Below are 24,856 nucleotides of genomic sequence, written 5' to 3' on the forward strand. Positions count from 1 at the left end.
TGTTACGCCGCCCGCGCGCCGGCCCAGTCGCGAATCGAAAGCTCAATCCCGGGAATAGCCGATCAGCGGCTTGCGCGGGCGGAACAGGATCATCAGGAGGATGCCGAGAATGCCGAGGACGGCGAAAACCGGCTGATCCAGCACCAGGCGGATCACAGAGGTCCAGAGCCAGGGCGCCTTGGCCTCGACCCAGGTCCGGAATGCCGTCTGGCTGGCCTGATTGATGTCGTTCCAGAACTGGCCGAAGCGGGTGAACCGCAGGGTCTGGTCGGCCACCCAGCGGGCGCCATCGTAGACCATGAAGATGAACCCGCCGGCGAGCAGCAACAGCCCAATCAGTCGGAAAAAGCCGCGGATCATGCCTCACCCTCTATAGTCGTCCGATCGGACGACCCTCGGAACGCCGCCAGCCAATACAAGGGAGACGGCAGAAATTCAACCTCTTCAGGGCGTTACGGCACGCATCCCCGCCCCATGGGGCTGCTTGTCCAGCCCGGGAAAGCGTTGACGGTGCCAAAGACCCTCTCTATAAGGGCGCCAACTGGCGGCGGGCGCAATCCTGCCGCCGCTGTTCTTTGAGCAGTTGCAGGCTCCTTGGGCTTTAGAGGCTCCTAGGGCCTCAGAGACGCCCGCAAGGCTGTCGCTCATGTTCCGGGAACAGCCTAGCAACCGAACACCCTAATTCCGAGCGTCGATTACGCGGTCAAGCAAGCCGGCGCTACCCGACCAAGACGCGACCGGTACCCGCAAAGGACATTGAGACCATGGCCAATACCACTTCCGCCAAGAAAGCGACGCGCAAAATCGCCCGCCGCACCGCCGTCAACAAGTCGCGCCGCACCCAGATGCGCGGTGCCGTGCGTAACGTCGAAGAAGCGATCAAGACCGGCGACCGCGCCGCAGCCGTGACGGCTCTGGCGAATGCCGAGCCCGCCTTGATGCGCGCCGCGCAGCGAAACATCATTCACAAGAACAATGCCAGCCGCAAAGTCTCGCGGCTCACCGCGCAGATCGCCAAGCTCGCCAAGTAAGCTGGCCAAGTAAGCTCGCGAGCGATCTAGCGGCATTCGTTCGATCGGACGATCCGGTCGCACATCGCATGCGTCAAACAGCCCGGCATCACGCCGGGCTTTTTTGTTGCCTGTCATATTCACGCAAGCAGTCACCCAAGGCGCGATCTTCGACTGGAAGATTTCCTTCGTGCGCACCAGGACGCATCCCGTAGTTTTACCTGCGAGCGAATTTGCAACAGCGGAAACTTCCACCGCGGTGCAAAAAGTCGTTGCAAAGCGGGCACAACTTGAATTCGCGGCGCCGCGAGTTTTGCACACCGTAGATTCCCCGGATCGAATTGACCGGTGGAGTTACCCTGTGAAACGAGACTCAAAAAGCGATGGCTCGCTAACCACTTATCGGCATAGCGAGGCCAAGCATTTGGAAAAATCGCCAGCGCGTCGTGCGCGTGACGCTTTTGTAAAAAATTTTTGGCGGTGGCGGAGAATTGTCACATCAAACGCGGCGTCTTCGATTCTGTGCACGAATCCAAAAACTTGCTCTGAAGCCTGTGCACAAGTCCGCGTGGCGTTAACGCAGATCAAGATTTTTGATGCCTCAAGTGTGAATCAATTCCGTTGCGAGTCTTCCCGCATAGTGTATTCCTTAAGACGTCAGCGGCGCCCACGATCTTGAGACCAGCGCGGTATCGGAAACGGGGCGAGCGTGCAAATCGGCGGCGATGTGCACGTAGGCGGCGCTTCAACAAGCGATTGTCGGATCACAACCCACAGCAATGCGGGAACGGTAGCTCTTTGTCTGAATGTCTCCAAGCGGGATCTTTCTCTCGCGCTTAAGAGACATCTTGAAAGCTGCCCCGACAGGCATGATGGCGAAGCCGAGCGGACGACGAGTACACGGGCAGGCATCCGACTACGACGCGGGTGTCGTTTGGACACGCAGGACCTTGTCGTGAGCAATCACGGCAGGACGGGGAGGTATCATGTCTTACGAACTCAACGCGGTATTGAAACACATTTCGACTTCCAGCATTTCGACTTTCTGCGATGCCGTTTTAGATTCGTCGGACACCAAGCCTCCCGCGTGTCACGGAGCGCCGAGTACGCGCTGACCTCGCGACCCCTCCATCTCTAGACATTGCTGATCGGACGCGGCGTTTCCGCCGAACGGTCGAGCCATGCCTGCAGGTGAAATCGCTTGAGGTCGCGCCATTGCAAGTCTCCCAGGGCAGGTATTGCTGGCAGGAACTCTGCATGGCGCTCACCACGCAACCTTATCTCTCAAGAAAAGTTCTCAAATGATGACAACCCCGGAACAGGATCGCTGGTCACGCGTGAAGAGTCGGCTGCGCTCGAACGTTGGCGAAGACGTCTATACGAGCTGGTTTGCACGCATGGATCTGGAAGGCGTCCAGGACGAGAGCGTGCGTCTGTCGGTGCCGACCCGCTTCCTGAAGAGCTGGATCCAGGCCCATTATGCCGAGCGCGTGCTGTCGTGCTGGCAGGCCGAGATGCCCGAAGTGCATCGCATCGATCTCACCGTGCGCTCGGCCGTGCGCCCCGTGGTTCAGCAGAAGGAAGCGCCCGCGCCGGTCGAGACGCGCCGCTCGCCTGCGCCGGAGCTGCGCTCGACCGCGACCGCGCCGGTCTCGGCCAATCATGATGCGCTCGGCGGCTCGCCGCTCGATCCGCGCCTGACCTTCGCGAGCTTCGTCGTCGGCCGCTCCAACACGCTGGCGCATGCGGCTGCGCGTCAGGTCGCCGAGGGTCGTCGCGGCGATCCCGTCATGTTCAATCCGCTCTACATTCATGCGGGCGTCGGCCTCGGCAAGACGCATCTCTTGCAGGCGGTGACCTGGGCCGGCAATTCCGGCAACGAGCGCAAGGTGCTTTATCTCACCGCCGAGAAATTCATGTACGGCTTCGTCGCCGCGCTGAAGACGCAGACGGCACTCGCCTTCAAGGAAGCGCTGCGCGGCATCGACGTGCTCGTGATCGACGATCTCCAGTTCCTGCAGGGCAAGTCGACCCAGGCCGAGTTCTGCCACACGCTGAACGCGCTGATCGATGCCGGGCGCCAGGTCGTGATCGCGGCCGACCGGCCGCCGTCCGATCTCGAAAGCCTCGATGACCGCGTGCGCTCGCGGCTGGCCGGCGGCCTCGTGGTCGAGATGGCCTCGCTCGGCGAGGAGCTGCGGCACGGTATTCTGAAGTCGCGCGTCGCCGCGGCCCGCGCTCATCATGCCACCTTCGAGGTGCCGGAGGAGGTGCTGACCTATCTGGCCCGCGCCATCACCCATAACGGCCGGGATCTCGAAGGCGCGATCAACCGCCTGCTCGCACACTCGAAGCTCAACAACCGCCCGGTAACGCTGGAGATGGCGGAGCACGAGGTGCGCGACCTGATCCGGCCGCAGGAGCCGAAGCGGATCAAGATCGAGGACATCCAGCGCGTGGTGGCGCGGCAGTATAATGTCAGCCGCTCCGACCTCTTGTCCTCGCGCCGGACCGCCAACGTGGTCCGTCCGCGCCAGGTGGCGATGTATCTCGCCAAGACGCTGACCCTGCGATCGCTGCCGGAAATCGGCCGCCGGTTCGGCGGGCGCGACCACACCACGGTGCTGCACGCCGTTCGCAAGATCGAGGCCCTGGTTTCCAAGGACACGGCGCTGTCGGACGAGGTCGAATCGCTCAAGCGCCAGCTTCAGGAATAAACGCCTAGGTCTTTTCTCTTCGCTCCCGCCGCCCCGGCCCTGCTGGGCGGCGGCCTTGGTCTGCCTGGGCGGCGGGCCCCGTCTTTGCGGGTAAATCGTGGGGAACCATCGCGCAATCCCTTGAAACGGATGACTTTACGCGCCACCTTGCGCGACCCTGACGGCTTTGGTCATATCGGCTGGATGATCCGGCTTTCCGGGGTCTTCGGTGCCGTGGCGCGCGTCCCGCCGCCCGGCTTTTTCAGATTTGTGTTTCCTTGGGGATCGGGCGAGTAGTGCAATGAAGGTTACGGTCGAACGCGCGCAACTCCTGAAGTCGCTGGGCCACGTCCACCGCGTGGTCGAGCGCCGCAACACGATTCCGATCCTCGGCAACGTGCTTGTTAGGGCCGAGAACGCGAAATTGTCGCTGAAGGCGACCGACCTCGACCTCGAGGTCACGGAAACGCTCGCGGCGGAAACCGCGACCGCGGGCTCCACCACCGTTCCGGCGCACATGTTCTACGACATCGTGCGCAAGCTGCCGGACGGTTCGCAGATCGTGCTCGAAGCCGACGGCGACCGCGCCGTGCTGGCGATCCGCGCCGGCCGTTCCCGCTTCACGCTGCAGACCCTTCCGGAGAACGATTTTCCGGATCTCGCCGCCGGCGACATGTCGCATTCGTTCAATCTCGCCGCCAAGGACGTCAAACGGCTGATCGACCGCACCCAGTTCGCGATCTCCACGGAGGAGACCCGCTACTATCTCAACGGCATCTATCTGCATGCCGCAGGCTCGGCCAAAGCCGCCACCCTGCGCGGCGTCGCCACCGACGGCCACCGCCTCGCCCAGCTCGACCTGGTCCAGCCCAAGGGCGCCGAGGGCATGCCCGGCGTGATCGTGCCGCGCAAGACGGTCGGCGAGGTGCAGCGCCTGATCGAAGACAACGAGGCCGAGGTCACGATCGAGCTGTCGCAGGCCAAGATCCGTTTCACCATCGGCAATGTGGTGCTGACCTCGAAGCTGATCGACGGCACCTTCCCCGACTACGGCCGCGTGATCCCGCAGGGCAACGACAAGGAGCTCGTCGTCGACAAGAAGGATTTCGAGAACGCGGTCGACCGTGTCTCGACGATTTCCAGCGAGCGCGGGCGAGCCGTGAAACTCTCGCTGTCGCCGGGCAAGCTGGTGCTGTCGGTGACCAATCCGGATTCCGGCAGCGCGACCGAAGAGCTCGAAGTCGAATACGCCTCCGACGCCCTCGATATCGGCTTCAACTCCCGCTATCTGCTCGACATCGCCGCCCAGATCGAAGGCGACGTAGCAACACTCCGGCTCGCCGACCCCGGCTCGCCGACCCTGGTGCAAGACCGCGACGACAAGAGCGCGCTCTACGTGCTGATGCCGATGCGGGTGTGAGGGCTACCGGCGCCCCTTCGCATCGACTACATCCGTCATGGCCGGGCTTGTCCCGGCCATCCACGTCTTTGGAGGACCCAAACGTGGATGCCCGGCAATGACAAAGACATCATGACCCCCTCCCGCATTCATCGCCTGACGCTGACGCATTTTCGTAATTACCGGGCGGCGGGGCTCGAGGCGAAGGCTGACATGGTGGCGCTGGTCGGGCCGAACGGAGCGGGCAAGACCAATTGCATCGAGGCGATCTCGTTCCTGTCGCCGGGACGCGGCCTGCGGCGCGCGACGCTGGACGACGTCGCCGACAACCAGGGCGACGGCTCCTGGGCGGTGTCGGCACAGGTCGAGGGCGCGCTGGGCCTTGCCACGCTCGGCACCGGCATCGATCCGCCGCGCGCAGATAGCCCGGTCAGCCGGCGCTGCCGCATCGACCGCGAACCGGTCAATTCGGCCGCGGCGTTCGGCGACCACATCCGCATGGTATGGCTGACGCCGGCGATGGACGGGCTGTTCATGGGCGCGGCGTCCGAGCGGCGGCGCTTCTTCGACCGCCTGGTGCTTGCCATCGACAGCGACCATTCCAGCCGCATCTCCGCGCTCGAACGTTCCCTGCGCTCGCGCAACCGCCTGCTCGAGACGCGCAATTACGACGACCATTGGTGTGACGCGATCGAGCGCGAGACCGCGGAGCTTGCGGTCGCGGTCGCCGCGACCCGCGGCCAGACCGCGGCGCGTCTCACCGGCATGCTGAATGCACGCGCGCAGGCCTCCGCCTTCCCCTCGGCGCAGATCGCGCTCGACGGCTGGATGGAGAACGCGCTCCTCAACGAGACCGCGACGTCGGTCGAGGACCGCTACCGCCAGATCCTGCGCGACAACCGTCCGCGTGACGCCATCGCGGGTCGCACCACGGATGGTCCGCATCTCACCGATCTGCAGGTGATCTACGCGCCGAAAAGCATGCCGGCGCGCGATGCCTCGACCGGCGAGCAGAAGGCGTTGCTGATCGGGCTGGTGCTGGCACATGCGAGCCTGGTCGCCGAGATGACCGGCATCGTGCCGCTGCTGCTGCTCGACGAGGTCGTCGCGCATCTCGATCCTGGCAGGCGCGCTGCGCTGTTCGACGAGCTGCGCAAGCTCGGCGCGCAGGTGTGGCTGACCGGCGCAGACCCCGCCGCCTTCGCCGAGATCGGCACCGGGGGCGAAATCTTCGACGTCGAAAGCGGACAGGTATCGGCCCGGCGGTAGCGCCGTCGTTGAACCAGCCCCGTTCCCGCCGCGACTAGTTGCCGGAGGCCGCGCCGACGGTGTCGCGGCCGGTTTGCAATCGCGCAATGACATCACGCGCGAGACCCCTGGAGAGTGAGATGCGGGCGGAAAGGTCCGGGGCGCAAGCCCCGGCACGATGGCGGGCGTTTGCGTGCGGCTTCTTCCTGCTTGCGATCTGCATGCTCGCGGCAAGCGCCGGCGCCTGGATGCCGCATCTCGCGGCGCTGTTTTCGGCCGACCTCACACCGGATCCCGATGCCAGGCTGCCCGCACCGACCCGCTACAGCTTCAGAGGAATCCACACCACCCTGATGCGGGGCGTCGAAGCGCCGCTTCGCGTCAAGCTCGAAGCCACCGTGCCCGCCGAGCTCGGCGACGTTCTCACCTTCTACCGCACGGAGCTCGGAAAGCTCGGCTGGCAGGAGCAACACGATGGCGCCGTCGTCTCCGCCCATCACGTCCGGCTAGCGTTCGTCTCTCCGCTCGGGCCGGCCATGCTGGAGCTCGGCCGCAAGGACAGCAGCACCTTGGTCCATCTCGTGCAGAAGAACTCGGATACTGCAACCAGGGCGAACGTCATGCCCGAACCGGGCCAGGCGAAGCTGGTGTTCAGCAATATCGGCGAGACGGAAGCAGTGCTCGGGATCGACGCGCGGACGATCAAGCGCGCCGCCGGCGCGAATGCCGTATCGCTGGATCTGGCACCCGGCAAATATTCCTACGAACTGGGCGTGCCCGGCCGTCCGGCCCATACCAACATCCTCACCGTCGCGGCCGGCGACGCCTGGGAGCTCACCGTCGGGCGCGACGGCGAGGCATGGTCGCCGCTCCAGCTGTATTGACCAGTCCGGGATCTTTGAACCTGCCCGGTTCCTGCCGCGACTTCTCGTCTGAGGCCCCGCCGACGGTGTCGCAGCCGTTGCAATCGCGCGCGCCCAAGCGCCGCGCGGCATCCTGGAGAACTAACGATGGCGATGATCCCGCGCGGGACGCAAGTCCCGGCACGTTGGCGGCTGTTTGCATGCGGTCTCTTCCTGATGGCGAGCTGCTCGATCGCGGCCGGCGCCGACGAGGGAATCGTCGACGTCCACGCGCTGCCGCGGCTCGAAGGTGCGGTGGAAGACACCTCGCGCCCCGATCCCTATCGCGTCGAGTATCGCGTGCCGACGCCGCAGGCCGCGACACTGCCCGCGGTCCAAAAGCTCCTGAGCGCCAACGGCTGGGTCGCCTATGTGATGCCGCTGGAGGAGAAAAGCACCCTGCTGAAGTTCAGGAAGGGACGACAGGGCCTTTCCGTTCATTTCACGCAGGCGCCCGGCCGGCCCGACCAGTCCGTAGTTTACTACACCACCGACCGGATCTACGGGAACGTGCCGTTTCCGGAAGGCGCAGGCGACATCGTGTTTGACGGGACCCGGCCATATCTCGGCTGCATCGCGCCGACGCCGCTCGATGCAACGTCGAACTTCTATGCGAGCCAGATGGCCGCGATCGGCTGGCAGAAGCTCACGCCGGAAACCGCCGCGCACTGGACGACCAGTCTGGATGAAACCGTTCCCAACGGCCTGCGCGCGTTCTACGCGCATGCCGACAGCAAAGAGAGCGGCTTCTATCAGCAGAAGCCCGTGATGCTGACGCTGACGCGCCGGGACGACGGCCGCACCCATGTCGATATCCGGGTCGCGCCCTTCGCGCTACCCAGCGAGCTCAAGGCCGATAGCGATCTGGCCGGCCTGCCGCGGCCGAGCCCGACCAAGACGGCCAGGGGCCTCGGCGGCGCGAGCGACAACAAGCGCGAGATGTCAGCCGCCGCGATGGCCGAGCTGCCCGCCGTGCTCGCCTTCTATCACCGCGAGCTCGCCGCGCGGGGCTGGCAGGAGGACGGCAACGCGCCGCTCGCACCCGGCGACGAGGTCGCGATCAGGATCTCTTCGGCGGAGGAAACCGGCCTGCTGCGGCTTGGCCGCAAATACGATTTCACCATGGTCAGCCTGACCGCCCAGGTGAAGGACTCCGCGCTTGCCGCCCGTGCCAAGGCGAAGAAGGAAGCCGACGAAAAGTTCCTTGGGGACGCGTTAGGTGCGGCCAAGCAGCTCATCACCGCCGACGAGGCCAGACGCAAGGTGCAGGCGGCCGCATTGTCCGACGCGCCGCTCAACGCACTCGCCGACAGCAAGACTCCGGTGCCGCTGCCTGAAAACGCCGAAAGCGTGAAGTTCGAGGGCGACGACGGCAGGCTCGAATTCTCCTCGACCTCAAGCGTGAAGGCGCTCACCGCGTTCTATCGCGCATCGCTCAAGCCAGCGGGCTGGAAGGAGCAGCCCTCCGTCATCAATCAGCCGAACATGGCGGTGATGGAATTCTCCAAGAGCGGCAAGTCGATCTCGATGACCGTGATGCAAATGGGGCCGAAGGTGAACGTCAGCGCCAACGGCTCCGGTCTGGTCATCGCCGCGGCGAAGCCCGCCGAGGTCAAATCGACCCAAGCCAAGGCTGTCCAGACCGAATCGAAGGAGCCGCTCACGCCCGATCCCGATTCCGCCCTGCCAGTGCCGACACAGCGCAGCTCGACCGGATTAAGCTCCACGAAATTCCCCGGCAGCGACCAGTCGTTCCGGACCGAGCTTGAAGCCAGCGTCCCCGCCGAGCTTGGCGAGGTCCTCGCCTTCTATCGCACGGAGCTGACCAAGCGCGGCTGGCAGGAGAAGACCGACGGCGCAACCGTGACCGCCGAGCGGGCGGAGCTCGCGTTCACCTCGCCGCAGGGACCGGCCGTGCTGAAGCTCGGCCGCGCCAGGGACGAGACCACGGTCAGCCTGATGCAGCGGAATCCGCAGGCTGCGGCCAAGGCCGACATCATGCCGAAGGCCGGACAGGCGAGGCTAATGCTCGGCAATATGGGGCCGAAGGAAGCATCTCTGACGATCAACAATCAAACCGTGAAGATCGCGGCCGGCGCCGGCGGTCCGCAATCGCCGAAAGGCCCGATGCTCGATCTACCGCCTGGCAAGTACCAGTACGCGCTGCGTCTGCCGGGACGCCCTGCTCGCACTGAGACCCTCACCGTGGCCGCCGGCGATGCCTGGGGCCTCCTGGTGGGGCCAAGCGGAGACGTGCTGCCGCTTCAGATGTATTGAGCTGCAAAGGCCGTTCCGGGGCGTTTCAGGCGCCTCGGAACATCCTTCGTCCCCGCAAAATCCACGCCTTTCAGCAACCCGAAACGGCCTCCCGAATCGCGCTTTTTTCAACGCCTGGAATCGGCCTTCGAACGCCTTGAAAACCGGTCAAAAATCCCTATTTGATCAAGGACTTGCCGGGAGATACTTTGCGCTAGGCGCAATCCGTCTTTCATGGCACAAATAGCCTGCATATCAGCGCCTTTTGCGCGGCTGATTCGGGCGACATCTCGAAGGCCTCTCATGACAGAACCTGCTCGGCAGACGCCTGCCGAAAACGAACCCTCAAATCCAAGCGATTACGGGGCGGAATCGATCCGCGTGCTCAAGGGTCTCGACGCCGTTCGCAAGCGCCCGGGCATGTATATCGGCGACACCGATGACGGCTCAGGCCTGCATCATATGGTCTACGAGGTCGTCGACAACGCGATCGACGAGGCGCTCGCGGGCCACGCCACGCGCGTCGACGTGATCCTCAATTCCGACAATTCCGTCACCGTGCGCGACGACGGCCGCGGCATTCCCGTCGACATCCACAAGGGCGAAGGCATCTCGGCGGCCGAGGTCATCATGACCCAGCTCCATGCCGGCGGTAAGTTCGACCAGAATTCTTACAAGGTTTCCGGCGGCCTGCACGGCGTCGGCGTCTCCGTCGTCAACGCGCTGTCGAGCAAACTCGGCTTGCGCATCTGGCGCGACAACAAGGAACACTACATCGAATTCGCCCATGGCGATGCGGTCGCGCCGCTCAAGGTGGTCGGCGATGCGCCCGGCAGGCGCGGCACCGAGGTGACGTTCCAGGCCTCGACGGAAACCTTCAAGAACATCGAGTATGACTTCGCCACGCTGGAGCACCGGCTGCGCGAGCTCGCCTTCCTCAACTCCGGCGTCAACATCGCCCTCTCCGACATGCGTCACGCGGTCGAGAAGCGCGAGGAGATGCACTATTCCGGCGGCGTCGAGGAATTCGTCAAATATCTCGACCGCAACAAGAAGGCGATCGTGCCGGCGCCGATCATGGTGCGTGCGGAAGCCAACGGCATCGGTGTCGAGGCCGCGTTGTGGTGGAACGACAGCTACCACGAGAACGTGCTGTGCTTCACCAACAACATCCCGCAGCGCGACGGCGGCACCCACCTCGCCGGTTTCCGCGGCGCGCTGACGCGCCAGGTCAACGGCTATGCCGAGGCCAATGCGAAAAAGGAAAAGATCGCGCTCACGGGCGATGATTGCCGCGAAGGCCTCACCGCCGTTCTTTCGGTGAAGGTGCCGGACCCCAAATTTTCGTCGCAGACCAAGGACAAGCTGGTGTCCTCGGAGGTGCGGCCCGTGGTCGAGAACGTACTCAACGAGGCGCTGCAGGCCTGGTTCGAGGAGCACCCTTCCGAAGCCAAGATGATCGTCGGCAAGGTGATTCAGGCGGCAGCTGCCCGCGAAGCCGCGCGCAAGGCGCGCGAGCTGACGCGCAAGAGCCCGCTCTCGGTCTCCTCGCTGCCCGGCAAACTCGCCGACTGCCAGGAAAAGGATCCGGCCAAGTCCGAGCTCTTCATCGTCGAGGGTGACTCGGCAGGCGGCAGCGCCAAGCAGGGCCGCAACCGCGAATTCCAGGCCGTGCTGCCGCTGCGCGGCAAGATCCTCAATGTCGAACGCGTGCGTCCCGACAAGATGCTGGGCAGCGAGCAGATCGGCACGCTGATCACCGCGCTCGGAACGAGCATCGGCGACGAGTTCTCGATCGAGAAGCTGCGCTATCACAAGATCATCGTGATGACGGACGCCGACGTCGACGGCGCTCACATCCGCACGCTGCTGCTCACTTTCTTCTACCGGCAGATGCGAGAAATCATCGACGGCGGCTATCTCTACATCGCCCAGCCGCCGCTCTATAAGGTCAACCGCGGCAAGTCCGAGCAATATCTGAAGGACGAGCGGGCGCTGGAAGATTATCTGATCGATACCGGGCTCGACGATTGCGTCTATATCCCCGGCACCGGCGGCGATCGTACCGGCCGCGACCTGCGCTCGCTGGTCGACGACGCCCGCGCCGTCCGCGGCATCCTGCGCAGCCTGCACACCCGCTACAATCGCAAGGTGATCGAGCAGGCCGCCATCACCGGTGTCCTCAACAAGGCGATCTACGGCGATCCGGAGAAGGCCGCCGCGGCCGCGCAATACATCGCCGCCCGCCTCGACACGCTCGCCGACGAGGTCGAGCGCGGCTGGATCGGCCAATACGTGGAAGGCCAGGGTTTCCAGTTCGAGCGCACGGTGCGCGGCGTCAAGGAAGCCGCCCTCATCGATGACGCGTTCCTGGGCTCGGTCGAAGCCCGCAAGCTCGACGAGTACACGGTCAAGCTCCAGGACGTTTATGCCCGCCCCGGCAAGCTGCGGCGCAAGGACACCGAGCACATGGTTTACGGCCCGGTCGATCTGTTCGAAGCCGTCACCGACGCCGGCCGCAAGGGCGTCTCGCTGCAGCGCTACAAAGGGCTGGGCGAGATGAACCCGGAGCAGCTCTGGCAGACGACGCTGGACGTCAATGCGCGATCGCTGCTCCAGGTGAAGGTCAAGGAGGTCGACGAGGCCGACGACATCTTCACCAAGCTGATGGGCGACGTGGTCGAGCCGCGCCGCGACTTCATCCAGGAACATTCGCTGAGCGCGACGATCGATATCTAGGGCCGAAGGGCTTTGGATTTCGAACTGCTGGCCAAGCGCTCGCTGCAACCTCTCCCGCTCGCGGGGGAGGTCGACGCGAAGCGGCGGGTGGGGGCTTTCTCCGCTTGGGATTGTCCCGTTGCGGACACACCCTCTCCCCTGCCCTCTCCCGCAAGCGGGAGAGGGGGCACACCGCCTTCGTGGCAACACCTCGGCTGAACCTCACCACCCACCATCGCGACGAAGTGGCATGAACCCGTTGGCCAATTGCGGCCGGGAAGCGCCCCGTCATGACCAGCTCCACCGCGACCAGTTCAGCCGTGCCATCCCGCCGGCTCGGCATCATCGGCAGCCTTGTCGGTGTGCTTGCGCTAATGGCGGCTGTATTGCCGCATTGGGTCGTGCCGATCGTGTTTTCCCCGCCGCCGGCGGACCAGGTCATCGTCGACACCGAACATCGCATCAAGGACCGCATGATCGCGCGCGTGAAGGGCGTTGAGTATCAGGCGCCCAAGGTCGAGAAATCGGCCGGACGAAGCTGGAGCGAAACAGCTTCAGCCGCCGCTATCTCGCTCGGCCTGCTCGCCATCCTGCTCTCGGTCCTCTCGCTGATTTTCCGCGAGGAACGGCTCCTCGCCGGCGTCGCCGCCATCCTCGGCACCTGCGCCATCGCGATCGAAATCTCCTTCGTGATGATCGGCGCGCTGATCTTAATCGCGATCCTCTATGTGGTCGGGAATATCATCGGGCTGTTCTGACCGCCCGCCACGAGCTCCGAACCTCATCCTGAGGAGCCCTCGACAGCGGGCGTCTCGAAGGATGGCCCCCGGGCGAAAGCCGGGCCCTCCATGGTGCGAGACGCGCGTTCCTCGCTCCTCGCCATGAGGGTCTGGCAGCCACATGGGCGCGGGCAGCCGCGGCTGGCGCAATTGCTACCGCGCTCAATTCTCTGTAGTTTCCGCCTCGAAAACCCGTCCGCCCCACCAATAAGACAGCGAGAGACCCCGTGGCGCCCATCCAGTACATTGTCGAGGGCGGTCACCGGCTCTCGGGCTCGATCGAGCCGTCCGGCAACAAGAATGCGGCGCTGCCGATCATCGCGGCAGCCCTGCTCACCGAGCATCCGGTGACGCTGGAAAACGTGCCGCGGATCCGCGACACCGAGACGCTGGTCGAGCTGATCCGCTCGGTCGGTGCGGCGGCGGAATGGACGGCCCGCAACACGCTTCACATCCACGCCAAGAGCATCCGCGCCGCCGATCTCGATCCGGAGTTGTGCGTCCGCATCCGCGCCTCGATCCTGCTCGCGGGCCCCCTGCTCGCCCGCTGCGGCGAAGTGATGCTGCCGCCGCCCGGCGGCGACGTCATCGGCCGCCGAAGGCTCGACACGCATGTGCTGGCGCTGGAGCAGTTGGGCGCCAAGGTCACCGCGACCGACCGGCTCGAATTTCGCGCTTCGAAACTGACCGGCGCCGACGTGTTCCTGGACGAACCCAGCGTGACCGCGACCGAGAACGCGCTGGTCGCAGCCGTCGCCGCCGAAGGCATCACGTATTTGCGCAACGCGGCGTCCGAGCCGCATGTGCAGGACCTCGCCAATTTCCTGGTCGCGCTCGGCGCCAAGATCGAGGGCATCGGCACCAACACCATGATCGTGCACGGTCCGGCGACGCTGGGCGGCGCGACCTACCGGATCCAGCCTGACCATATCGAGGTCGGCTCGCTGATCGGGCTTGCGGCCGTGACGCGCTCACCGCTTCGCATCGTGCGTGCCGGCGTCGAGCATCTGCGCTCGATCCGCATGGGCTTCGAGCGGCTCGGCATCGTCTGCCGTACCGAGGGCGACGATCTCATCGTGCCCTCGAACCAGACGCTGAAGATCCAGGACGATTTTGGCGGCCACGTGCCGAAGCTGGAGGACCAGCCCTGGCCGGCCTTCCCGGCCGATCTGATGTCGATCGCGATCGTCACCGCCACGCAATGCGAGGGCGTGATCCTGATGTTCGAAAAAATGTTCGAATCGCGGATGTTCTTCGTCGACAAGCTGATCGCGATGGGCGCGCGCATCGTGCTGTGCGATCCGCATCGCGCCATCATCGCCGGTCCAAGCCGGCTGCACGGCGCGACGATGACCTCACCCGACATTCGCGCGGGAATGGCCATGCTGCTGGCGGCCGTCTGCGCCGAGGGCACCTCCACGATCAACAACGCCGACCAGATCGAGCGCGGCTACGAGCGCATCGACGAACGGCTGAACGCGCTCGGCGCGAAGATCAGGCGCGTGCCGGAACGGAAGGGCTGAGGCGCTTCGGCTCCCAATCCGAAAATGGTCTCGTGCCCCGGACGCAGCGCAGCACTCCCGGCGATGCGAAGCATCGTCCGGTGTGATGCGCTGCTGAGCCGGGGCCCATGCGGCCAGGAGCCGTGCACGCAACTTCTGGGTCCCGGCTCTGCGCAGCATCGCTTCGCGCTGCAGCGCGTCCGGGACACGAGTGCGGGGAGCCATGTTTTCGTCGCCCGGCCGTGCTATTGAGCCCGCCATGCTCGACACCGTCCAGCCTCGTTCGCAGCCGCAAGCCGGCGTGCCGCCAAATCCTCTCGCCGACGAATTCGTCGAGACGCTGCGGCTGGCCGTGCCGATGATGCTGACGCAACTCGGGCAGATCGCGATGATCACGACCGATCTCGCGCTGATCGGCCGGCTCGGCGAGAGCGCGGTCGCAGCAGCAGCGCTGGCGCATACGGTCTACTTCGTCAGCTTCACCTTCGGGCTCGGATTGATGGCGGCGGTATCGCCCCTGGTCGCGCAGGCGTTCGGCGCCGGCGATGTCAGGCGCATCCGCCGCTCCTTGCGCGTCGGCTTGTGGGTGGCGTTGCTGATCTCGCTGCCGATGATGGCCTCGCCGCTCTATGGCGAGCACATCCTGGTCGCACTCGGTCAGGCGCCGCACTCGGCCGCGCTCGCCCAGCGCTATCTGAACGGACTGGCCTGGGGCATCGCGCCGGCGCTCGGCTTCATCGCGCTGCGCAGCATGATGAGCGCGGTGAACCGGCCGCAGGCCCCGCTGTGGATCACGCTCGCGGCGATCCCCGTCAATGCCGCGCTGGTCTATGTCCTGATCCACGGCCTGTTCGGCCTGCCGGAGCTCGGCCTGTTCGGCGCGGGGCTTGCCACCACGCTGGTCAATCTCGCCACCTTCGTCGCCACGCTCGCCATTGCGGGGCTGCGCAAGCCGTTCGCGGACTATCGTCCGCTTGCCCATCTCTGGCGGATCGACTGGCCGCTGATGCGCAAGCTCATCGCGATCGGCGCCCCGATCTCGTTCTCGCTGCTGCTGGAATATGGCCTGTTCTCTTCGGCGGCGTTGCTGATGGGGTTGATCTCCACCACTGCGCTCGCGGCGCATCAGATCGCGCTCCAGGTCACCGCCGTGCTGTTCATGGTCCCGCTCGGCATCGGCATGGCGGCGACCGTGCGGGTCGGCCATGCCTTCGGCCGCGGCGAGCCGCTGGCGGTAAAGCGCGCAGGTCTCGTCGCCGCGGTGATCGGGATCGCGTTCGTCTCGGCCCTGACCGTCGCGATCATCGCCGGTCGCTATGAGCTCGGACGGCTGTTCTTCGGCAGCGGCGAGGCGAGCATGGCGACCGTCGAGCTGACCGCAACGCTGCTGCTGGTCGGCGCAACCTTCTTCATTGCCGATGCGATCCAGACCATCATGGGCGGCGCGCTGCGCGGCATCAATGACACCAGGATGACGCTGGCATTCGCCGCGATCGGCTATTGGTGCGTGGGCTTTCCGATCGCCTGGTGGCTGGCTTTTCACACCAATCTCGGCGCGGTCGGGGTCTGGATCGGACTGTCGATCGGATCGTTCGTCTATGCCGGACTTCTGATCTTGCGCTTCCGGATGCTGACGCGCAAACTGGCGGGATGAACGGGACCGTCCGCGAAGTCACCCCTGAGGTCGACGCCGAAGCCGTGCTGGCGGGTGCGCAATTCATCGACACGTTTCGCGTCGAGATCGGCGCGGCGACGGTGAATGCCCGCGAGGCCTGCACGAGGATGGTGCTGCACGGTCCGCGCTGGATCGATGCGCTGACACGCCTGCGCAACATCCTGGTGACGCCCTTTGGATTGAAGAAATCGGGTGAAGGCGCACCGGCGCCGGGCGGCCTGATCGGCCTGTTTCCGGTGCTCAGCGAAACGCCGGAACGGCTGGTCGCGGGCTTCGACGATTCCCATCTCGACTTCCGCATCGTGGTCGAGGTTGCCGGCGAAGCGGTGCTGCGCCACGTCACCTTGACCACGCTGGTGCGGACCAACAATCTGCTGGGCCGCACCTATCTCGCGTTTGTCACGCCCTTCCACAAGCTCGTCGCCCGCAGCATGATGGGGCGGCTCGCGGAGCCGGCGCGATGACGCTCTCCGTCGACCTCTTCTACTCCTTTCGCAGTCCGTTCAGCTATCTGGCGCTGCCGAAGACGCTGAAGCTGGTCGAAACCTACGATCTGGCGGTGAATTTGCGGCCGGTCTATCCGCTCGCAGTCCGTGTGCCCGGATTTTTCAAGAAGGCGAGCCCGAACTTCATTCGCTATGTGGTGCTCGACAGCACGCGCGTGGCGCAGCACGAGGGCATTCCGTTCCGCTTTCCGAGGCCAGATCCGATCGTGCAGGACAAGACGACGTTCGATGTCGCCACCGAGCAACCCTACATCCACCGCCTGACCCGGCTGGGCGCCATGGCGCAGCTCGAGGGACGCTCGCTCGCATTCACCGACGCGATCGCCCGCGTGCTGTGGGACGGCTCGGTGGCGGGATGGAACGAAGGCGATCATCTCGCGCGTGCCGCCGAGAAAGCGGGCTTCGATCTCGCGGCGATGGATGCGGCGATCACGGCTGACGCCGATCGCTACGAGCAGGTGATCACGGAGAACGAGAAGGACCACGCCGCATCAGGCCATTGGGGCGTCCCGACCTTCGTGTTCGAGAACGAGCCGTTCTTCGGCCAGGACCGTATCGACCTGCTGCTCTGGCGCATGCAGGGCAAGGGCCTGACGAAGCGCTAGCTCACTCCGCCAAGCGCGTGGGCTTATCGGCCGCGGCCTCTGACCATTCGCCGACGACGCGATCGAGATCGCAGAGATTCTGGTGCATCTGCTCCAGCGAAAAGCCGAGCGCGAAGAAGCGCTCCGCGGTGTCGCTCGGCTGGCCGCGGATCAGGCCGTCCTGGCGCACGGCCGCGACCGCCTCGGCATAATGCTGGAGCGCGACATGCACGGGGTGGATCGGCGGGGCGCCGGCGCCTTCGCGCAAGGCGGCGGCGGCCGAACGCAGAAAGCGTGCGATCACGGTCGAGACTTCCGTCAGCGGCGCGGCAAGCCGCGTCTGCACCTCGGCCGGCAGCGGCACCACGGTCGAGCGGCCGATCATCACGACGTCATGGCGCAGCCGCAAGATCGTGCGCAACAACGGGCCGGTGTCCGGCCCGCTCGACAATCGCGCAGAGCGCTCGCGCTCAGCTTCGGCGCCAATGGTATTCATGCCGACCATTGCGGTGCCGATACCGTCCTGAATCCGATGCAGCGCGTCATTGTCCCGGCCGCGCGTCAGGCCCGCGAGCAATTCGGTGAGGGCCTCCGCGATCAATTCAAGCAGCTTCGCCGCGCTGGCACGGATTTGCCGCACCGCGCGCGATGGCAGCACCAGGAACGAGACGAGCAGCCCCGTCACCGCGCCGACCGCCACTTCGCTGACGCGATCAATCGCCGAGGCCATGGGATCGGCATGATGCATCGACGGAAGCACGAGCACGATCACGGCCGTCACCGTTGCAGAGCTCAGATTCGGATAGATCGATGCGACAAAGGCAAGCGGCGCCACGGCCAGCACCAGCAGACCCAGCAGGCCCAGTTCGCCCGAATAGGGGATCAGGATCGCGATGGCGCCGCCATAGATCGCGCCGCCGATGGTACCGAGCATGTAATCGCGTGTCGCCTTCAGCGAGCGCCCGACGCTCATCTGGGTCACGATGATGGACGTGAGGACGGCCCAGAGCGGCAACAAGAGATGCAGCGCGGTGGCGAGCGCGTAGGCGCCGGTGGCCGCCACCGTGACCCGGACCGCGAGCCCCAATTGGGTCTTTCGCGACCAGACCCGGTCGAACAGCTCTCCTGCGAATGACATGGTCGCGTATCCCGGTCCAACTCTCGTAAAGCCAGCCAAAGCATAGCTGGTGCCCGCGGCCGCGAGGCCGCTTGAAAGGCCAAATCAGCCCGCCTAACTTGCGCGCCAAAACGAGGAAACACGATGGCCCACGAAACCGCAACGCTCGCCGCCTATGTCACCGGCCTGAAGTACCAGGATATTCCGGAGGAAGTGCTGGATCGCGCAAAAGTGCTGACGCTGGACTTCCTCGGCAGCGCGATCCGGGCCCGCAGCGAAGCGGAATCGACCCCCTCGATCCTGAAGATGCTGGAGGCGCTCGCGCTCGACACCAAGGGTGAATCCACCGTGTTCGGCGACAGCAAGACCTGGACGCCGGCGGTCGCGGCGCTGCTCAACGGCGCGCTCGGCCATTCCCTCGACTTCGACGACACGCATGCGGACTCCTCGCTGCACCCGAGTGCGCCGGTGGTTCCGGCCGCCTTCGCCATCGGCGAGATGGTCGGCGCGTCGGGCCGCGACGTGCTGACCGCGATCGTTGCGGGCTATGAGGTCTGCTGCCGGCTCGGCAACGCGCTCGATCCGACCTCGCACTATGCCCGCGGCTTCCATCCGACTGCCACCGCCGGCACCTATGGCGCAGCCGCGGCCGCCGGCAAACTTTTCGGCCTCTCCGAGCAACAGCTCATCGCCGCCTTCGGCGTCGCCGGCAGCCAGGCCGCGGGCTCGCTGCAATTCCTGGTCAATGGCGCCTGGAACAAGCGCTACCAGGTCGGCGCCGCCGCCATGAATGGCGTGATCGCCGCGACGCTGGCGCGCAACGATTTCGTCGGCGCGACCGAATCGGTCGAGGGCAAGCATGGCCTGCTCGCCGGCTACACCGACAATGCGCATCCCGACAAGGCGGTCGCCGAGCTCGGCAAGACCTACGAGACCATGAAGATCGGCGTCAAACCGTATCCTAGCTGCCGCTACACCCACGCCGCGATCGACGCGCTGATCGCGATGCGGCGCGAGCACAATCTGACGCCCGACCAGGTCAAGCGCGTCGAGATCGGCCTGCATCGCAACGGCATCACGCTCACCGGCGACGCAGCGACCAAGCGGCACCCGACCTCGATCGTCGGCGGCCAGTTCTCGATGTTCTTCACCGGCGCGCTCGCGCTCGACCAGGGCTCATTTGGCTGGGACGACTACAACCGTCTTGGCGACGCCGCCATCGACGCGCTCGCTGACAAGTTCGACGTGGTGCAGGACGATCGCCTCGAGATCGGCCGCACCCACCCCTTTGGCGCGCGCGTGAGTATCACGACGGACGATGGCGTGCATGAGCGGCTCTATGCCGATCCCTCGGGAGAGCCGACCTCCTTCCCCGACGCGCAGGCGATGCAGCAGAAGTTTTTGACGCTGGCCCGCCCGGTGCTGAATGCGCGCGCGGAGACATTCGCGGACGCGATCATGACGCTGGAGCGGTTTGACCGCGTGGCAAAGGCGACGGAGCTGGGGCGGTAGGAGGTCTCTTCACCTCTCCCCGCTTGCGGGGAGAGGTCGGAATCCAAGCGCAGCTTGGATTCCGGGTGAAGGGGACTCTCCGCGAATCCAACTCTCACCTCCCTTGCGGAGGCTCCCCCTCACCCCAACCCTCTCCCCGCAAGCGGGGCGAGGGAGAAGAGGCGAGGCGCGTTGCCGCAACCACATCTCGCACCAGATCGAACACACCGTCCGCTGCCGGCGGCGCGTTCGGCGAACGGCCGAGCCGCACGATCACCAGACGCTCCGACGGAATCACGATCGTGTACTGCCCGATCGTGCCCTTGGCGAAGAAGGCATCGCGCGGCCAGCCGTGCTCGACGCGAAAGGTCGCACCAAAGCTGTCGCCCTGGTTGGTCCAGAAGCCGGCGCCGATACCGACCCAGGCATTGGGCGTCGCCGACGCCGAGTAATTCACCCATCCCTCGGGCAGGATGCGCCTGCCGCCGGCGACGCCGTCGTTGAGATAGAGCTGGCCGAAGCGTGCCCAGTCGCGCGCGGATGCGAGCATCTCGCTCGAACCCTCGATCGTGCCGGCACCGTCGAGCTGGAGCGTGACATGGCGCATGCCGAGCGGCGCCAACAGTTCGCGGTGCGCGAAGGCAAGCGCTCCTTCGGGATTGCCGCCGGCAGCGTTGCGGATCAGATGCGAGAGGATGAGGGTGTTGCCATCGTGATAATTCCACACCCTGCCCGGCGCGGTCGCAAGCGGCATGCTCGCGGCATAGGCGGCCATGTCGCCTTCGATGAATTTCATGCGATTGACCGGCTCGAAGGCGGAGCCGAGCGAGGCCTGAAGCGAGCTGCCGAGCGCCAGGCCCGCGGTGTGGCGCAACAGTTGATCGACAGTGATGGCGTGACGCGGATCGTCCGGATTCTTCCAGGCCGCGACCGGTGCGGGCCCGTCGAGCTTCAGTCTGCCCTGGCGCACGAGGATTCCAGTGAGAGCCGAGATCACCGACTTCGTCATGGAGAAGCCGAGCAGCTGCGTCTCCGGTCCGATACCGTCCGCATAGCGCTCGGCGATGATCCGGCCCGCCTTCATGACGACGATTGCGCGGGTGCGGCGGTAAGGTGGTTGCGCAGGCTCGGCGAAGGCGCGATCGAGCGCGGCTGACAGCTCCGGGCTTTGCGGCGACACGACCGCGGGGCCGGCGATCTCCGGCAGCAGCGCAGGCTGCCTGTCATCCGGCGGCAGCGCGACGTCGGCAATCTCCGCGCCGTGCTCGAGCGTGCAGCCGAGCCCTTCGCGATAGACGGCATGGCTGCGGCTGATTCCGAACAGCGTCACCGTGACGTCCTTGCGGACGCGGTCGACCTGATAGTCCATCGCCCAGGTCAGCAGACCGACGCCCGGCATCGCATCCGTGGTCTCGACGAGGTTGCGCCTGATATCGAGGCCCGAGACGAAGGTCTCCGAGCAGAGCAGGTCGGCGATGAAGCCGGTCGCGACCATGGGTACGTCGCGGGCTCGCGCGACGCCGAGGGCGAGGCCGGCAAAGGCGATGGTGGTGGCGAGAAGGACGATCTTGCGGCGGCGGGTCACGGGCTTGCTCCGGCTTGAGGCGTGTGCCGGAGACGAAGCGGCATTCACGCGGTGCCCGCTCGCCGGGTTTGGAAAACGGCATAGCCGAAACCGCGAGGCGCTCGCCGATTCTGAAATAATCTAGATATTTCAGTGCACTAAAGCTTAGGCAGCATCCACCTTCAGCCGCCGATACTCCGTCGGCGTCACGCCGGTCACGGCCTTGAAGGCGCGGTTGAACGGGCCGAGCGACTGGAAGCCGGAATCCATCGCGATGGTGATGACGGGGACCGCGGCCTGGGCGGGATCGGCCAGCGCGGCCTTGGCCTCCTCGATGCGATGGTTGTTCAGGAACACATTGAAATTGCGGTAGCCGAGCCCCTGGTTGATCAGCCGGCGCAGCCGGTATTCGGGAATTTTCAGCCGGCCCGCCAGCACGCCGATGCTGATGTTCTCCTGGCGATAGATCCGCTCGTCCGCCATCAGCCGCATCAGGGCGTCGATGAGCTTTTGGTCGGCGGCGGCGTCGGTCGCGGGCTGACTGAAAACAATCGGCGGTGCCGGCTCCGCCGCGGCCGGAAACAGATCCGCCCCGTCAACGCGCATCATGGCATAGACGATCGCCGCGACCGTGCAGGCGAGCACGCCGGCATTGATGGTTTCGGCGACATCGCCGACGTGGTGCCCGGCGACGGCGATCTGGAGCACCGCGTTCAGCCCGCCATAGAGCGCGGTCGCGCAGACGATGAAGACGCGAGCGCTGCGGCGGCGCTCGACCAGGTCGGCCGGCCAGGAGGCGATCGTCTGCATGATCGCGAGCGCGATGAAACCGAGCACGATCAGATTGACCACCGTCACCGAGAACCGCACATGGCCGCTGGGTGCAATCCAGGCGCAGCCTGCGAAGCTGAAGGCCGTCACCAGCGCCCAGACTGATCCGTGCCACCAGCGGAGGTGAAACTCGTCGTCGAACAGGGAGCGTGTGAACAGCCAGAACACCACGATGCTGCCGGTCGACAACGCGATCAGCGGTGCATGCCAGAACGGGATCCGCGACGTGACATCCAACGAATAGCTCACAGCATGCGCGGCCGAACTCAGCGCAAAGGCCACGCCGAGCCGGGCCGCCAGCACCGTGCGGAAATCGGCGAGCAATGACGCCGCCAGCACCAGCAGCAGCGCGACGCTTGCGGCGCGAAAGGCAAGCTCTGTCGCGGCAAGTGTCATCAGGTGATGCGATCGGTCGCGGTTGACATCAGCTGAACATCCTTCGTTGCGCCTGTTTTTTCAAGGACCATCCGCACCCCAACTGTCATCGTCCGGCTTGACCGGACGATCCAGTACTCCGAGACGGTCATGATTAAACCGATAGGCCGCGGCGTACTGGATCGCCCGCTTTCGCAGGCGATGACGGCGGAGTATGTGGTCCGGGCTTAGCCGCGACGGCCGCACGAAATCCTGCTACGATTTAGCTCGAAAAAGCCAAAAGGAGTCCACCATGAGCTGGCAACCCTCGAACGATCCCGTGCTCGGCGATCCCATGTCCTGCGATGCGCTCGATCTCGTCATCGTGCCGCGTACGCGCGATCTCGGCGACGGCTTCGCGGTACGGCGCGCGTTGCCGCACGGCAAGCGGCAGATGGTCGGGCCCTTCATCTTCTTCGACCATTTCGGGCCGGTACAATTCGTCTCCGGCAAGGGCATGGACGTGCGGCCGCACCCGCATATCGGGCTTGCCACCGTCACCTATCTGTTCGATGGCGCGATCATGCATCGCGACAGCGAGGGCAACATTCAGGAGATCCAGCCCGGCGCGATGAATTTGATGACGGCCGGCCGCGGTATCGCGCATTCCGAGCGCACGCCGGATGTACAACGCGCCTCGGGGCAGAAGATGCTCGGCCTGCAAAGCTGGATCGCGCTGCCGGCCGGATCGGAAGAGATCGCGCCTTCGTTCCAGCACTACGGCGCGGGTGACCTTCCGATGGTCTCCGAGCGCGACTTCACCGCGAAGGTGATCGCGGGCTCGGCCTTCGGCGTCACTTCGCCGGTTACGATGGTTTCGCCCTGGTTCTACACCGAGGTCACGGCGGTCGCGGGCGCGACCGTGCCGCTCGACCCCGATCACGAGGAGCGCGCCATCTACGTCGTCGATGGCGAGGTCGAGATCGCGAACGAGCGCTACGAGGGGCCGCGGCTGCTGATCTTCCGTCCGGGCGACCGCATCACGGTGAAGGCGCTCAAAGCCACACGGATGATGTTTCTGGGCGGCGACGCCCTGGAAGGCCCGCGCCACATCTGGTGGAATTTCGTCTCCTCCAGCAAGGAACGGATCGAGCAGGCCAAGCAGGACTGGAAAACCGGCCGCTTCGCGGCTGTTCCGCAGGAACATGAGTTCATTCCGCTGCCGGAATAGGCTATCCCGGTTTCCGGTCGCGCGATCAGGCGCGGCCGGATTCCCCGTCGCAAGGCCTTGCTCCGAAAGTTCTGCCGATGACCGCCATGCTCTCCAGCGACCTGCCGCTGCCCAAGATCGGGCGCGGCAAGGTGCGCGATATCTACGCCGTCGATGACGACCGCCTGCTGCTCGTCACCACCGACCGCATCAGCGCCTTCGACGTCGTGATGGGCGAGACCATCCCGATGAAGGGCGCGGTGCTCACGCAAATCAGCGCGTTCTGGTTCAACGAGTTCGAAGGCGTGGTGCCGCATCACATGATAAGCGCCGACACCGGCGAGATCATGGCCGCCGTGCCGGCCTTGAAACCGCATCGCGCCGAAATTCTCGGCCGCGCCATGCTCTGCCGCCGCACCACGGTGTTTCCGATCGAATGCGTGATCCGCGGTTATCTCTCGGGCTCGGCCTGGAAGGAATATGCGGCAAGCGGCACGCTGGCCGGCGAGAAGCTGAAAGCGGGGCTTGTCGAGAGCGAGAAGCTGGAGCCTTCGATCTTCAGCCCGGCGACCAAGGCCGAGACCGGCCATGACGAGAACATCACCATCGCAAAGATGCGCGAGGTCGTCGGCGACGAGACGGCCTACACGCTCGAGAGCATGACCCGCGCGATCTACACGCTCGGCGAGGAGCTCGCCCGCGAGCAGGGCATCATCATCGCCGACACCAAGTTCGAATTTGGCCGCGACAAGGACGGCCGTATCATCCTGATCGACGAAGTCATGACGCCGGACTCCTCGCGCTTCTGGGCCGTCGACGCCTACAAGCCCGGCCAGCCGCAGGCGAGTTTTGATAAGCAGCCCTTGCGCGACTATCTCGACGTCGAACGCCGCGCCGGCCGCTGGAATGGCGACGCCCCGCCGCCGCCTTTGCCGGCAAGCGTGGTGGACGCGACCAGCAAGCGCTATCTGGAAGCGTATCGTCGCGTGACGGGCAGCGAACTGAAGATTTAGC

At 65.3% G+C, this 24,856-nt stretch carries 19 protein-coding genes; 15 read left to right on the forward strand and 4 right to left on the reverse strand.

Annotated features, from left to right (window positions below):
• Nucleotides 1-42: 42 nt before the first annotated feature.
• Nucleotides 43-360, reverse strand: a complete 318-nt coding sequence (locus C7G41_RS17555; RefSeq protein WP_007616084.1) for a hypothetical protein — start codon at nucleotides 358-360, stop codon at nucleotides 43-45.
• Between the two features lie 404 nt (nucleotides 361-764).
• On the opposite strand from C7G41_RS17555, the gene rpsT reads away from it, so the two are divergent.
• The 12 genes from rpsT to C7G41_RS17620 all read left to right on the forward strand — a co-directional run bounded on the left by rpsT (nucleotide 765) and on the right by C7G41_RS17620 (nucleotide 17,296).
• Nucleotides 765-1,031 (forward strand): 30S ribosomal protein S20, encoded by a 267-nt coding sequence (gene rpsT / locus C7G41_RS17560; RefSeq protein ID WP_007598259.1) that lies wholly within the window; start codon nucleotides 765-767, stop codon nucleotides 1,029-1,031.
• A gap of 1,283 nt (nucleotides 1,032-2,314) precedes the next feature.
• Nucleotides 2,315-3,727, forward strand: a complete 1,413-nt coding sequence (gene dnaA / locus C7G41_RS17570) for a chromosomal replication initiator protein DnaA (protein ID WP_026233035.1) — start codon at nucleotides 2,315-2,317, stop codon at nucleotides 3,725-3,727.
• A gap of 280 nt (nucleotides 3,728-4,007) precedes the next feature.
• A complete protein-coding gene (gene dnaN / locus C7G41_RS17575; RefSeq protein ID WP_106943766.1) occupies nucleotides 4,008-5,126 on the forward strand; it encodes a DNA polymerase III subunit beta in 1,119 nt (372 codons plus the stop codon).
• Between the two features lie 111 nt (nucleotides 5,127-5,237).
• The gene (gene recF, locus C7G41_RS17580) at nucleotides 5,238-6,374 is read left to right on the forward strand and encodes a DNA replication/repair protein RecF (RefSeq protein WP_106944053.1); all 1,137 of its coding nucleotides are present in this window, start codon (nucleotides 5,238-5,240) and stop codon (nucleotides 6,372-6,374) included.
• 119 nt (nucleotides 6,375-6,493) lie between these two features.
• Complete coding sequence (locus tag C7G41_RS17585) at nucleotides 6,494-7,237, forward strand: hypothetical protein (protein ID WP_199198452.1); 744 nt, start codon at nucleotides 6,494-6,496, stop codon at nucleotides 7,235-7,237.
• Between the two features lie 126 nt (nucleotides 7,238-7,363).
• Entirely contained in the window at nucleotides 7,364-9,532 is a 2,169-nt protein-coding gene (locus C7G41_RS17590; RefSeq protein WP_106943768.1) for a hypothetical protein, read from the forward strand.
• Nucleotides 9,533-9,814: 282 nt separating this feature from the next.
• Nucleotides 9,815-12,250 carry a DNA topoisomerase (ATP-hydrolyzing) subunit B gene (gene gyrB, locus C7G41_RS17595; RefSeq protein WP_106943769.1) on the forward strand — a complete coding sequence of 812 codons (2,436 nt, stop codon included), beginning with the start codon at nucleotides 9,815-9,817 and terminating at the stop codon, nucleotides 12,248-12,250.
• 269 nt (nucleotides 12,251-12,519) lie between these two features.
• On the forward strand, nucleotides 12,520-12,987 hold the full coding sequence (locus tag C7G41_RS17600) for a hypothetical protein (protein ID WP_106943770.1): 468 nt from the start codon (nucleotides 12,520-12,522) through the stop codon (nucleotides 12,985-12,987).
• Nucleotides 12,988-13,235: 248 nt separating this feature from the next.
• The gene (gene murA / locus C7G41_RS17605) at nucleotides 13,236-14,531 is read left to right on the forward strand and encodes a UDP-N-acetylglucosamine 1-carboxyvinyltransferase (RefSeq protein ID WP_106943771.1); all 1,296 of its coding nucleotides are present in this window, start codon (nucleotides 13,236-13,238) and stop codon (nucleotides 14,529-14,531) included.
• A gap of 238 nt (nucleotides 14,532-14,769) precedes the next feature.
• The gene (locus C7G41_RS17610) at nucleotides 14,770-16,164 is read left to right on the forward strand and encodes an MATE family efflux transporter (RefSeq protein ID WP_106943772.1); all 1,395 of its coding nucleotides are present in this window, start codon (nucleotides 14,770-14,772) and stop codon (nucleotides 16,162-16,164) included.
• Nucleotides 16,161-16,649, forward strand: coding sequence for a DUF2867 domain-containing protein (locus C7G41_RS17615; protein WP_106943773.1), 489 nt, complete (start codon nucleotides 16,161-16,163; stop codon nucleotides 16,647-16,649). Before C7G41_RS17610 ends, C7G41_RS17615 begins: the two co-directional genes overlap by 4 nt.
• Complete coding sequence (locus tag C7G41_RS17620) at nucleotides 16,646-17,296, forward strand: 2-hydroxychromene-2-carboxylate isomerase (protein WP_106943774.1); 651 nt, start codon at nucleotides 16,646-16,648, stop codon at nucleotides 17,294-17,296. The genes C7G41_RS17615 and C7G41_RS17620 overlap by 4 nt, the downstream gene beginning before the upstream one ends.
• Before the next feature lies 1 nt (nucleotide 17,297).
• Here C7G41_RS17620 and C7G41_RS17625 read toward each other — a convergent pair whose 3' ends face one another.
• A complete protein-coding gene (locus tag C7G41_RS17625; RefSeq protein WP_106943775.1) occupies nucleotides 17,298-18,413 on the reverse strand; it encodes an aromatic acid exporter family protein in 1,116 nt (371 codons plus the stop codon).
• A 123-nt stretch (nucleotides 18,414-18,536) separates the two neighbouring features.
• On the opposite strand from C7G41_RS17625, the gene C7G41_RS17630 reads away from it, so the two are divergent.
• The gene (locus tag C7G41_RS17630; RefSeq protein WP_106943776.1) at nucleotides 18,537-19,904 is read left to right on the forward strand and encodes an MmgE/PrpD family protein; all 1,368 of its coding nucleotides are present in this window, start codon (nucleotides 18,537-18,539) and stop codon (nucleotides 19,902-19,904) included.
• Nucleotides 19,905-19,998: 94 nt separating this feature from the next.
• On the opposite strand, the gene C7G41_RS17635 is transcribed toward C7G41_RS17630, so the two are convergent.
• Together C7G41_RS17635 and C7G41_RS17640 are read right to left on the reverse strand one after the other, a co-directional pair.
• Nucleotides 19,999-21,468: a serine hydrolase gene (locus C7G41_RS17635; RefSeq protein ID WP_106943777.1), complete on the reverse strand. Its 1,470-nt coding sequence runs from the start codon at nucleotides 21,466-21,468 to the stop codon at nucleotides 19,999-20,001.
• Between the two features lie 144 nt (nucleotides 21,469-21,612).
• Nucleotides 21,613-22,674, reverse strand: a complete 1,062-nt coding sequence (locus C7G41_RS17640; RefSeq protein ID WP_106943778.1) for a helix-turn-helix domain-containing protein — start codon at nucleotides 22,672-22,674, stop codon at nucleotides 21,613-21,615.
• Nucleotides 22,675-22,945: 271 nt separating this feature from the next.
• Here C7G41_RS17640 and C7G41_RS17645 point away from each other — a divergent pair, with 271 nt between their 5' ends.
• Both C7G41_RS17645 and C7G41_RS17650 read left to right on the forward strand, forming a co-directional pair.
• The gene (locus C7G41_RS17645; protein WP_106943779.1) at nucleotides 22,946-23,863 is read left to right on the forward strand and encodes a pirin family protein; all 918 of its coding nucleotides are present in this window, start codon (nucleotides 22,946-22,948) and stop codon (nucleotides 23,861-23,863) included.
• Nucleotides 23,864-23,940: 77 nt separating this feature from the next.
• Nucleotides 23,941-24,855 carry a phosphoribosylaminoimidazolesuccinocarboxamide synthase gene (locus C7G41_RS17650; RefSeq protein WP_106943780.1) on the forward strand — a complete coding sequence of 305 codons (915 nt, stop codon included), beginning with the start codon at nucleotides 23,941-23,943 and terminating at the stop codon, nucleotides 24,853-24,855.
• Nucleotide 24,856 lies beyond the last annotated feature (1 nt).

This window comes from Bradyrhizobium sp. MOS002 (assembly GCF_003020115.1).
In the GTDB taxonomy this organism is placed as follows: domain Bacteria; phylum Pseudomonadota; class Alphaproteobacteria; order Rhizobiales; family Xanthobacteraceae; genus Bradyrhizobium.